Annotated in this window: 11 protein-coding genes; 7 read left to right on the top strand and 4 right to left on the bottom strand. The window is 44.3% G+C overall.

Annotation, left to right across the window (positions count from 1 at the left end):
* Positions 1-29 precede the first annotated feature (29 nt).
* From J2Z20_RS12435 to J2Z20_RS12420, 4 genes are all read right to left on the bottom strand, one after another.
* Entirely contained in the window at positions 30-620 is a 591-nt protein-coding gene (locus J2Z20_RS12435) for a DUF1989 domain-containing protein (protein WP_209850564.1), read from the bottom strand.
* A gap of 227 nt (positions 621-847) precedes the next feature.
* Positions 848-1,561 carry an ethanolamine ammonia-lyase subunit EutC gene (eutC, locus tag J2Z20_RS12430; RefSeq protein WP_209850561.1) on the bottom strand — a complete coding sequence of 238 codons (714 nt, stop codon included), beginning with the start codon at positions 1,559-1,561 and terminating at the stop codon, positions 848-850.
* A gap of 20 nt (positions 1,562-1,581) precedes the next feature.
* Positions 1,582-2,952, bottom strand: coding sequence for an ethanolamine ammonia-lyase subunit EutB (locus J2Z20_RS12425; RefSeq protein ID WP_209850559.1), 1,371 nt, complete (start codon positions 2,950-2,952; stop codon positions 1,582-1,584).
* Positions 2,953-2,971: 19 nt separating this feature from the next.
* The gene (locus J2Z20_RS12420) at positions 2,972-4,414 is read right to left on the bottom strand and encodes an ethanolamine ammonia-lyase reactivating factor EutA (protein ID WP_209850556.1); all 1,443 of its coding nucleotides are present in this window, start codon (positions 4,412-4,414) and stop codon (positions 2,972-2,974) included.
* A 525-nt stretch (positions 4,415-4,939) separates the two neighbouring features.
* Between J2Z20_RS12420 and J2Z20_RS12415 the strand changes: the two genes are divergently transcribed.
* The 7 genes from J2Z20_RS12415 (at position 4,940) to J2Z20_RS12385 (ending at position 11,868) form a co-directional block, all read left to right on the top strand.
* The gene (locus J2Z20_RS12415; RefSeq protein WP_209850553.1) at positions 4,940-6,577 is read left to right on the top strand and encodes an amino acid permease; all 1,638 of its coding nucleotides are present in this window, start codon (positions 4,940-4,942) and stop codon (positions 6,575-6,577) included.
* Positions 6,578-6,609: 32 nt separating this feature from the next.
* Positions 6,610-7,596: a heme-dependent oxidative N-demethylase family protein gene (locus J2Z20_RS12410; RefSeq protein WP_209850550.1), complete on the top strand. Its 987-nt coding sequence runs from the start codon at positions 6,610-6,612 to the stop codon at positions 7,594-7,596.
* A 20-nt stretch (positions 7,597-7,616) separates the two neighbouring features.
* Positions 7,617-8,417 (top strand): hypothetical protein, encoded by an 801-nt coding sequence (locus J2Z20_RS12405; protein ID WP_209850547.1) that lies wholly within the window; start codon positions 7,617-7,619, stop codon positions 8,415-8,417.
* A gap of 16 nt (positions 8,418-8,433) precedes the next feature.
* Positions 8,434-9,390 (top strand): PDR/VanB family oxidoreductase, encoded by a 957-nt coding sequence (locus tag J2Z20_RS18255; RefSeq protein WP_209850544.1) that lies wholly within the window; start codon positions 8,434-8,436, stop codon positions 9,388-9,390.
* A 386-nt stretch (positions 9,391-9,776) separates the two neighbouring features.
* On the top strand, positions 9,777-10,400 hold the full coding sequence (locus J2Z20_RS12395; RefSeq protein WP_209850542.1) for a deoxynucleoside kinase: 624 nt from the start codon (positions 9,777-9,779) through the stop codon (positions 10,398-10,400).
* On the top strand, positions 10,397-11,044 hold the full coding sequence (locus tag J2Z20_RS12390) for a deoxynucleoside kinase (RefSeq protein WP_209850528.1): 648 nt from the start codon (positions 10,397-10,399) through the stop codon (positions 11,042-11,044). The genes J2Z20_RS12395 and J2Z20_RS12390 overlap by 4 nt, the downstream gene beginning before the upstream one ends.
* A gap of 47 nt (positions 11,045-11,091) precedes the next feature.
* Entirely contained in the window at positions 11,092-11,868 is a 777-nt protein-coding gene (locus J2Z20_RS12385) for a Cof-type HAD-IIB family hydrolase (protein ID WP_209850525.1), read from the top strand.
* The last annotated feature ends 110 nt before the right edge of the window (positions 11,869-11,978 follow it).

Genomic DNA, 11,978 nt, shown 5'->3' with positions numbered 1-11,978 from the left:
ATTCAAGGAATTTATCTATTAGAAGTAGCTTACAAGATTTCCACATCGATAGGTGTACATTTATAGCCGTTACATGCGCTTTCTTCACACGGACAAGCAGATATGCCCACGATTAGATCCATTTCTGCGCGAAGCTCGATATAGTCTCCGGGTTTGGATAACGGCCTTTCTATGCTGATTTGTCCGGAAGGATGAATGACTGTGTTCATAAATAAGTTGAGTGAGTAGTGTTGATCAGGTGCCGGAATGCCGAACGGAGCAAGTGCTGTATTCAGGTTATGATAGCAGCTCGCATGGTGCTGCTTATTGTACAGCAGTTCATACATTTCAGGACGACATGCGGAGTTAATAAAATCGTGCTTACCTACAGTATCAGCCATAACGGTAAGCAGCGGTCTATATTTATTAGAGTAGATAATGTCCATTGGCTTGACTTTTATTGCACGTAGAGCGTCCAATGTAACGCTTGGATCGAGGCGCTCACTCGTATCATCCGCACGATAAGCTGCAAAGTCAGCCACTTGCTCACCTTCCACATCAGTCACTCTAACAACTTGTCCCTTGGCCAGCCTAAAACCAAGCCCTTGCATAGCTGGAATTCGCCATTTATGATTGACCATCGGTACCCTCCTGCGGTGCTGTGTAAATTTTACTTTAACAGTATGGCTTAAGGGAGGGGGAGTCATGCAGAGGGAAGAATGAAAAGTCCCCCTCCGGTCCGCAGTGTTGAGATACCACGAGGGGGGATATTATCAAATCTGTATTCAGTTCTATTACTAGTGATTGTTATACTATGGCTTTAAGCATGATATTATCGGAATGGATTACCGCTGCAGTGTCTGACTAATCAAAGCATCAGCTTTACACCGCTTGTTTGTTGTTCGAGCATCTTTTTGATGATCGTCCCGATGTGGGCTGCAGCTTCAACAGGGGGGGTGCCTCCTCGGTGAATGTTAGAAATGACCATGCGATCGGACTCTTTGGTTCCTTTGCGAGGCCGATAACACATATAGGCGCTTAGAGAGTGAGCGCATACGAGTCCCGGTCGTTCTCCAATAAGCAGAACAAATGCTTCTGGCTTCAGCAGCTCTCCTATGGCGTCCATACAGCCGACCCGCCCGCCTTTTACAAAGAAAGGTGTACCTGTCTGCAATCCGTTGGCGGAGATGGAATCCATTAATGCCGGATACACATCCGGCAAATTCTCCTCGATAGCATTCGCGCTTAATCCGTCCGAAACGACCACTTGCACTTGAGGAGCGGGAAAGCAGCGCTCCTTGATGACCTCGCAAGCTTTCTCGGAAAGAATCCGTCCATGATCGGGACGCTTTAAATAATGTTCCTTCGTTTCGAAACGAGTCTCGACAGTAAATAACTGAAACTGCCGGAGCAGGTCTTCCGAAACTTCACCAAAAACGGCATCGACGGCCGCCGCATGATCTATTCGAAAAGATAAGTAACCCTTCGTTAAAGGTCGGGTTCCCGTGCGTCCTACCCCGATGCGGGCGGGAGTATGCTGTTTAAGTCGTATGATTTGCTCGTTTGTATCTTTGTTGATCATCGGAATTATCCTCCTTCGAGTTACACCTTGTTCATGAACAAGGTAGGATCACCTGCCGATTTCGTTAGTGCACCATTTCTCATGATCCCAGCCCTTTCCAACCATTTCTCAAATTCGGGAGCGGGACTTAAATGAAATATACTGCGCAGCGTGGCTATATCGTGGAAGCTTAAGGATTGATAATTTAACATGCAGTCATCCGCCATGGGAACGCCAATGACAAAATTCACACCTGCTGCGGAAAGCAGCGTACTGAGCGTATCCATGTCGTTCTGGTCAGCTCTCATATGGTTTGTATAACAAACATCAACACCCATTGGAAGACCATGCATTTTCCCCATAAAATGATCCTCTAGACCTGCTCGAATGACCTGTTTGCTATCGTACAGGTATTCGGGGCCTATAAAGCCGACCACGGTGTTCACGATAAACGGATTGAATTTTCTGGCCAATCCATAGCATCTGGACTCGAGTGTAACTTGGTCGATACCAAAATGCGCCTCAGAGGATAGTTCCGATCCTTGACCTGTTTCAAAGTACCAACGGTTAGGGCCAGTAGCCGTACCTTTGTCGTAGATGAGCGAATTAGCTTCTTCGAGCAGTGGGATCGAGATACCGAATGACTCATTACCCATTTGCGTTCCGGCAAGGCTCTGGAATATTAAATCGGCTGGCGCCCCTTTTTCAATGGCTCTCATTTGTGTGGTGACATGGGACAATACGCAGTTTTGGGTTGGAATCGCAAACCGGTCGATGATGTCCTTCGTCTCAACCAATAAGGCGTATATATTATCAGTCGTGTCGATCACGGGGTTGATGCCGATGACCGCATCTCCAATTCCATAGCTTAACGCCTCATACAAAGAAACTCTCATTCCTGGCAAATGATCGGAAGGGTGATTAGGCTGGGCTCTGGAAGAGAGCACACCCTTTTGTCCGATTTTAGTTTGGCAGTGCGTAATCACCTCGATTTTGGATGCAGCTTGAATGAGGTCAAGATTGGACATAATTTTCGCTGCCGCGGCAATCATTTCACTCGTTAGTCCTTCGCTTAGTTGTAACAGGTCGCTTCCCGTTGTTTCGTCGTTCAAAATGTATTCGCGCAATTCTGCTACCGACCAGTTTTTAATACGCTCATACACGGGCGTGCTGACACTTTCCTCAATCACTCGGGAAACTTCGTCTTGTTCCGGAGGTAGAAGAGGGGAATTGCGGATCTCACCTAAAGTCAAATCGGCCAGCACAGATTTGGCTGCCATGCGCTCTTTCATATTTTCGGCGCTTATTCCCGCCAGCTGGTCGCCGGAACGTTCTTCATTGGCCTTGGCCATAACTTCTTTCAAATGATGGAAGGAATAGGTGTGTCCTAATACCGTAGCTTTTTTATACATGTAGATCACCTCGCGTTTTTTAAGCAAATGCCAGCGTTTTAATGGAGATGGAAACCGCCTCGCCTGATACGGGCATTCCAATGTCAATATAATCTCCGTGAGTAAAATCAATTTGGTCAAGGCAGATGACGATCTTGCCCCTCCCGCAACGCTTGGCTAAAGCTTGACCAAGCGCTTTCGCCATATCGTTCTCGCAAATAAAGATGATATGGGATGATTCCGGGATGCAAATGCTATACGCTCGGCAAATGGAGTCGGCTAAGCTTTGCAGCAGCTCGTAGGTACAGTAGGGAACTTCCGATAATGCAAGTGCCAAGGGGCTACCGTTCTTCATGTCATACAATTGGGCTGCATGGTACAGAGCTTCGAACAGACGATGTTCAAAGGCTTCGGCGGCCCATTCGCCTTTTTCGGTGGCCGGGATCGTCAGCAGTGGAATGTTCTTGATCGGTAAATGATCAGGATTCGCATAAATGGTTGCCCCGCTCACTTCGATATTTTGCATTCCTGCGCCGATCACCGTTGCTCTTGTGGTTTCGATTGCCGGCCTGACTCGAATGGGATAATACCGAGTAGCGAGTGTTAAAGTATACGCCAGTAGTGGACCGATATCGCTGTGCTTTGCCACTTCTGGCAGCGTCCGAGGGGACTCATGCTGCATCATCCGTCCAACTCCGCCCGAGAAGATGATTTCTTCGATGGCAGGTATTTGTTCAGGGGCACCCTCCATGAGTAATAAATGACTTTGAAACACGGGATTGCCCGAGATATAAGCCAGCAGGCAGTGGCTCATGGTGCTGCATATTTCTAAGAGTTGGTTATATCCTGCCTTTACATCCGCCGTTAGTTGACAGCCGATGGACTGAAGCCAAGGTTGGATCTGCTCGGATACATATTCGATTTCGCCCGATTCATTCAAGCGAATCAATCTTCCACCAATATGAAAGGTGAAAGTCTGAATGGCTTTGCCGTTTTGGAATAAAGCGATGTTTGCTGTACCCCCGCCGATGTCGACGTTGGCTACGATACCTTCAATTTGCTGCGAACGTTCCATAGCCCCCGATCCTTTTCCTGCCAATATGCCCTCCAAATCCGCACCAGCCGTAGCGACTACGAAATCCCCTGCGCGCTCCGCCAAATAATGAATTATTTTTTCTGCATTTATTTTGCGGGCGGTTTCGCCCGTAATGATGACCGCTCCTGCATTTACATCCTGAAGTCCGATAGCAGATTGCTCGTATTCGTGGACTAATAGATCGGTTAATGATTCCATATCTATTTCATAATCGTTCTTTAGAGGAGTTGTATAAATAGGACTGGAATAGACGACTTTGCGATCTGCGATACGGCATCCAGGAAGATTGAAACGGTCATTGGTCTGCTTTATCAGAAGACGGCTTACAATAAACTTGGTCGTACTGGTGCCGATATCCAATCCGATACTGGTGATCCACTGTTCCATTCCATTCACCTCCCTTCCTATAAAACGGTGTTTATAGAGATAAAGACGCTTACACGAACCCTCTCAACAGAGGGGAATTGTCTAAAAGCGCCTTTGCTTCTATTTCAAGCGATATCCATTTATAGACACACTATAACATAAAGATGCAAGTTTGTGTCATGTTAATTAACACAAAATCCAAAAAATTAAAAAATATCATACGTTTTATGTAATGTTTTCTAACATAAATGTTGACTTCGCGATTTTGGTGTATTAATATGAGTCGCAAGACGCAGAATCAAGCGGTTATATTAAAAAATTTATAGTCTGTAAAGCAAGGGCGCTTTGTATTAGTTCTGCGGGAAGCGGTGCTGGATTCGAAGTGCTCTTTTTGTTTTACAGAAAGACAACGGAAGAAGGACATAGCTGCAAACCGTAATTTCGGAGGTGAAAATCAGAAACACTGTATTTTCAAACTATTTCGCGGTAGAAAAGACGAGTTGTTACTTTTAAAAGACAAAATGATTTGCCATAGGAGGCGGAGATATGGTTTTGGGACCGACGATTATTATAGTTGCGATTGTTGTCATGGTGTCTATATTTATGAAAGCAAGTAGAGGGATACGGTTTGCTCGGCAAAAGGGTGGAATAAGCGACGGTCTAAATGCCTTTGGGTACAAACAAGAATTACTAAGGGACATGGGAGGTTTTTCGAATTTCGCCATCTCATTCTCGGTGATTTCAATTCTAACCGGAGCAGTTACGCTTTACGGTTTTGGCTTTAATCAGGGCGGACCTGCTGTAATGGGGATGGGCTGGCCGCTAGTGACCTTATTCGTTCTGTTTTTATCGGCTTCACTCGCGGAGTTGACCTCGGCAATTCCAACCTCCGGTGCGATTTATCATTGGGCATCCATTTTGGGCGGGAAATCTTGGGGCTGGTTCTCCGCTTGGTTTAATATGATCGGTCAAGTTACGGTTGTGGCAGGTATTGACTTTGGTTGTGCAGGGTTCGCTTCATCTCTATTATTTGAGGAACCCAGCAAAACGCAAATCTTGACCGTCTATGCCATCATCTTGATCAGCCATGCCATATTGAATCATGTCGGCATCAAGGTTGTTGCTAAGCTTAACAGTGTCTCCGCGATCTATCATTTGTTAGGCGCAGGTCTTATTATTGGAACGCTTATTTATTTTGGTCCTTCGAAAGACGTTGGTTATTTGTTCGACACAAGCTTCTCGACTGCAGTGAACAGCACGACTTCTTACTGGTTTGCTTTCTTGGTTGGGCTTCTGCAAGCGCAATGGACAATTACCGGATATGACGCTTCCGCTCATACCAGTGAAGAAACGGTGGATCCGAAGGTACGTGCACCCTGGGGCGTGTACTTATCTGTAGTTGTATCGGGTGTTTTCGGATTTATTATGCTTGCTCTAGTGACATTGTCGATTAAGGATCCGGAAGCCGTAGCTGCCGCTGGTTCCAATGCATTTATTGTCGTCATTGAGCAGGCGATGGGGGGAATTTTCGGGAAAATCATCCTATGGATGGTTACGTTTGCGATGTGGTTTTGCGGGCTTTCCGGCGTTACTTCGGCATCACGAATGATTTTCGCTTTTTCGCGTGATGGCGGGCTGCCGATTTCGAAATTTTGGGGAAGTATTTCTAAGAAGTTCCGCACACCTAAAAACGCCATTTGGTTAACGGCTATTCTGGCTTTTGTCTGCAGTATTTTCGATAACGTGTATGCAGTTGTGACCTCTCTAAGTGTAATCGGATTACATACCTCATACTTAGTTCCTCTTCTGCTTAAGCTGAGGGCGCAGTATAGAGGGGGTTGGACCAAAAAGGACGACGGACCTTGGTCGCTCGGAAACTGGAGTATTGGCGTAAATTTGATTGCTGTCGTTTGGATTCTGTTTATCGATATTTTATTTGTCCTAGCACCTAATGATGTCAAGATAACAGAACAGTTTACGCTGCACTATGCTACAGGAAAAGTATTCGCCGTATTGCTCGTATTGTTGGCCGTTATGTACGTGACGCGGGCACGGAAAAATTTTAAAGGTCCGAATCTAGGTGCGTATAAAGCTGTGCATGATCGGATTAATAGAGGTAAAGGAAATAGGGGATTGGAACAGACCGATTTGGGGCTGAAGAAGACGATACAAGGGACGGAATAATGGTCACCGAATCTAGATAAGGAGGGATAAGAATGGAAAATCGCGAACTTCTTCAGACAAAAAGGGCAATTCCGGATACGCCATTACTTGATCGCTTCCCATTTCCTTTTAAAGGGGATTCCTATAGATATTCAAATGATTCTTTCAAGCTTGAACCGCGTGTTTTGCTGGACATTACGCCTGAATATTTTGAAGAAATTGAATTAAAGCGGAACATTTTGAAAGATCGGCATGAGCACGCGTATCAGTCAATGCCGCATTCAATGAATGGACAATGGGAAATTTTAGAGTTCATCGTTCACGAAATGGTAACGCAGCATCCTCATTATTTCCACCTCGAAAAAGATGGTGACCACTGGATGTTCGAAAATCTCCTATTGGGGGAGAGGCAATCCTTTACTTTCGGCGATGCATCCACATTACCTTTTGAGCCACTGGATTTTATAGGTCGGCATGTGCAGGAGGATTTGTTTTATTTGGGACAAAGGGATGGGAATCTATATTTGGATGCTGGACAGCTTTGCTTCCCTAATAACTGGTCGATTGGCTTCAACATAGGAACGCCTTTTTTGGAATTTCATAAACCTGTTCCTGAATTTTATAGCAGCCGTATGGCGGAAAAGGTTTTGGGATTTTTAATGAGAATGGAAGCGGGGATGCCTTTTAGAAGGCCGAGCTGGACCACGACCGTTGAGAAAATGCTTCCCGTCTTTCGTGAATCGTTTGATGAGTGGTCGCCGAAAAAGAAAAATGTCACCACAGAAAATGCAGGTAACCTCGTTTATTTAAGGGTTGAGGATCAGAGACTTTTTCGGCTGCCTGGCAGTAATGGCATTTTATTTAGTCTGCATACGCACTTGATTTCGCTTGAAGAATTAACTCAAAACCAGAAATGGGCGAAGCAATTTTATCATGTACTGCTTGATGCGCCCGATTATATGTCAGAGTATAAAGGTTATCTTCCTTATAAGGATAAAATGATAGCATATTTGAGCAAACAGATAGAGTCCATTTCATAATAGGACCGGAGGGAGTGCGTATGGAAGCCGTAAGGTTAAAACTGATACAAGAACAACGAATATCGGATTATATTTACGTTTTGGAAGTGAAGACGTTGACCGGATCCCTCAATTTTTATCATGGCGCCGCTGAACAGCTTCGATTTAAGCACCAGTCTTTTTCACTTCCGATTCGCTTTACGGCCCCATATCAGGAGGTCGGTATGTACCGGATTTTTATCGATACCTACTTTTTGACAGACGAGGAACGGTTGAATGTTCTCAACCAGCTTCGAACTCATGACTTCCAATTGGAGTGTTTGTCCCCATTATCGTTCGTGCTACAGCCGAATACCCAGAAAGTGCTTCTATTTATTGAAGAAATTGCACTTCTTGAAAGCTTGACCGTAATGGAAATGCTTGCAAATCTTCATATAGACATGATTCTGCTCGTTACCGATGAACTTCAGATCACAGGAAAGCAAATCAACTACAAATTGTGGCAGGACAGTATGCCGACGGCGATCTCATTTCAAAATAAAGATGTACACTTTTTGTTAAGCTGGCAAAAGATCGGAACTCATATTTTTGCGGCAGGAGCCTGGCCTATGGTCGATCGTTTGAAGAGAATCGCCGAGGATGTTGGATTTTCAGATGAGTTGTTTCAATTTAAAGGTTATGGTGAAATGACTCCATATGTATTTTGTGTTCGATGTTACAAACTGACCAAAGGGAATCAAAACACCCAAGTACAGTGCGAACACTGTAGAACCATACTGGACGTTTCAAATCAATATTCCAAGAGACTAGGTGCCTATTTAGGCAATATAAAGGCAATATGAGGGAGGAGGAAGTGAAGTGACATCAGGTAGACTCAAAGTTATAGTGAAAGACATCAAATATGAATCCCCGTCAGTAAAAAGCTTTAAACTCTGGTCTGCGGACGATTCTCTCCTCCCTCGCTTCAGCGGAGGATCTCATATTACAACTTATGTGATGTATAATGACCGGCTCATCGAACGTCATTACTCTTTAATCAATGATTCGAAAGCGGATGGATATTATCAAATCGCGGTTCAGCGAAGTGAGCAATCCAGGGGCGGATCTGTGTATTGGAATGATTATATGAAAGAGGGAGACCAACTCGAAATCAGTTACCCTAGAAGTCACTTTCCGCTTAGTTTTGAAGCGAAGCATCATATGTTCTTCGCTGCTGGTATCGGTATAACGCCATTTCTTGCGATGATGCGGGAATTAAAAAAACAGGGAAAATCATTTGAACTGCACTATGCATCCCCATCTCGAGAAATGTGTGCCTTTTTTGCAGATCTGATCACAATGTATCCCAGACAGGTTCATTTCTATTTTTCAAGTGAGAAGAACCGGATGAGTCCGAAAATCATGGAAAATCAATATATTGGCACCCATGTGTACTTTTGCGGTTCTGCTCAAATGATGAAGGAATATGCGGCAGAAGCCAGAAAATATGGATATCCGGCAAAAAACATTCACTACGAATGGTTCGAGACACAACATACTGGACCATTGAACGCCTTTCAAGTGAAGCTTGGTAGAAGCGGCAAAATTCTGGAAGTACCGGAGAATGAAAGTCTTTTGAATACGCTGCTCGCATGTGGAGTTGAAATTCCCTATGCTTGCAAGATAGGCGGGTGTGGAAGCTGCCAAATTGATGTGGTGGATGGAGAAGTGGATCATCGCGACTCGTTTTTAAATGATGAGGAACGTGTTGCTAAGAAAGTGATAATTGCCTGTGTCTCACGGGCCCAAAAAGGAATTGTTGTTTTAGATTTATAACCAAGATTTTTGCTTCTGGGGGGATTGGGACATGCAGAAGACACAGAAAACTTTAGGGCTCTGCAGAAATGTACGAATTTAAGTGGAAATGGAATGAAGAAGAAGCGACAAAACGTTTGCAATCCTATTGCATGACTAATCAGAAGAAAATGAATGAAGTAGTAGATTAAAGTATAAGAGTCTCTCGTGTTGAGGGTGCTCTTGTTCTCCTTTGTTAATTATAATCAGACATATACAACCCTTTTATACCCGTAGAAGGGTTTTCTTTTTTTGCAGATAATTACCAAATTTCGGAATATATTCGCTAAAATTTTACTGTGGGAGAGAGATAATCCTGTGGTACAATATATTAGTCTGTCACTGACAATGCCGCACGGGAGGATGTTATGAAACAAGGCCCTTTTATTGCAGTTGAAGGCCCTATCGGAGCTGGGAAAACGACGCTCGCTACTATGCTTTCAAACGAACTGCATATTCCGGTTGTTAAGGAAATTGTCGAAGAAAATCCGTTTTTGGATAAGTTCTATCAGAATATCGACGAGTGGAGCTTTCAGCTCGAAATGTTCTTTCTCTGCAACAGGTACAAACAACTAGAGGATACTGGACTTCAGTATATTGCAAAGAACAAGCCAGTTATTTCTGATTATCATATTTATAAAAATCTCATTTTTGCCGAACGGACACTGAAAGGCGTACAACGGGACAAGTACCGTCAAATCTATCATTTGCTCACCGATGATCTCCCGAAACCGAACATTATTCTCTATATTAGAGCTGACCTTGATACGCTGCTTAAGAGAATTAAGAAACGCGGACGGTCATTCGAACAAAATATGGACACCGCCTATTTGCAGCAATTGATAGAGGATTATGATGAAGCGATGTCGTCTATTGCAGCTCGAGAGCCGTCCACGACGATCATAACGATTGACGGGACTAAGATCGATTTCGTTGAGAACCCAGAACATTTTGCGCAAATCGCCTCTCAAGTAAAGGAGTTAATACGATGAATAAATACGGAATCCCGAGTAATGCACTGATTACAGTGGCCGGTACAGTCGGCGTTGGTAAATCGACTTTAACAGCTGAATTGGCTAGGCACCTCGGTTTTAGAACATCGTTTGAGAAAGTCGATCATAACCCATATTTAGAAAAGTTTTATCACGATTTTGAAAGATGGAGCTTTCATTTACAAATATACTTTTTAGCAGAGCGATTTAAGGAGCAGAAGAAAATTTTTGAAGCAGGGGGCGGATTCGTTCAGGACCGCTCCATTTATGAAGATACCGGTATTTTCGCCAAAATGCATGCTGACCAAGGCACGATGACCCAAACCGATTACGAGACGTATACGAGCTTGTTCGAAGCTATGGTCATGACGCCGTATTTTCCGCATCCAGATGTGCTGATCTATTTGGAAGGCAGTCTGCCATCGATTCTAAAACGAATCAAAGAGCGAGGACGTGAGATGGAAATTCAGACAGACCCGTCCTATTGGGAACAAATGTATAAAAGATATTCGGATTGGATTAACGAGTTTAAAGTGTGTCCTGTCCTTCGGCTGAATATTGACGAATACGATGTTCATGATCCGGCTTCTATGGATGACATTCTATGGAAAGTAAGCAATGTGATCCAAAAGGCAGTGAAGTAAATAATAGAACAGGACAGATGACATATAGGATAGGAGAAATGGACAACATGAGCTACAAGATTGTATTTTTTGACATTGACGGAACGTTAATCAATGAGAAAAAGGAAATTCCAGCGGATACGGTCAAAGCCATCCGTGAACTGAAAGGGCGGGGCGTTGAACCCGTAATCGCCACAGGCAGAGCGCCTTACTTCATCAAACCGCTTGCTGAGAAGCTTGGCATTGAATCTTACGTGACCTTGAATGGCGCGTATGTCGTATATAAAGGGAAGCCGCTGTACAAGCGTGAAATTCCAAAGAGCCATCTGGAGACGCTTGTTACGCTCGCTGCTCAGCATAATCACGCACTTGTATTCGAGGGAGAGCATTCCTTCTTTGCGAGCAAGGAGAATCATCCGTTCGTTAAGGCTTCTGTAGAGTCGCTCAAGGTCGATGAACTGCCTAGCTACAATCCAGATTTTTGGCGGACGGACAGTGTTTATCAAGTGTTCCTCCATTGTGAAAGTCATGAAGAGCATTTATATGAATCCAAACTGCCTGGTTTGAAGCTGATTCGCTGGCATCCGCAGGCGATGGACGTACTGCCTACGGACGGCTCGAAGGCGCAAGGAATTGAAGCTCTGCTTAGAGAGCTCGGCTTGACGGCTGCAGATGCAGTTGCCTTCGGTGACGGTCTGAACGACAAAGAGATGCTGGATCTGGTTGGCTTTGGGGTAGCTATGGGCAACTCCCACGAAGAGCTGCTTCCGTTCGCTGACTTTGTTACGACGCATGTCGACGAGAAAGGCATTCGCAACGGTCTGGTTGAAGCAGGTTTGCTATAATTGCTGATTATATTTTTATGCCAAAAAAACATCCGAATAAAACGGGTGTTTTTTATTTACTTATTATGCCAAACTTTCCTTGCTTTCCCTTTATTGATATAATGGATATA

This window comes from Paenibacillus sediminis, assembly GCF_017873765.1.
GTDB classification, from domain to species: Bacteria; Bacillota; Bacilli; order Paenibacillales; family Paenibacillaceae; genus Paenibacillus_AG; species Paenibacillus_AG sediminis.
Note: the sequence above shows the minus strand (reverse complement) of the source record. Positions and strands in the feature narration are given on the sequence as shown.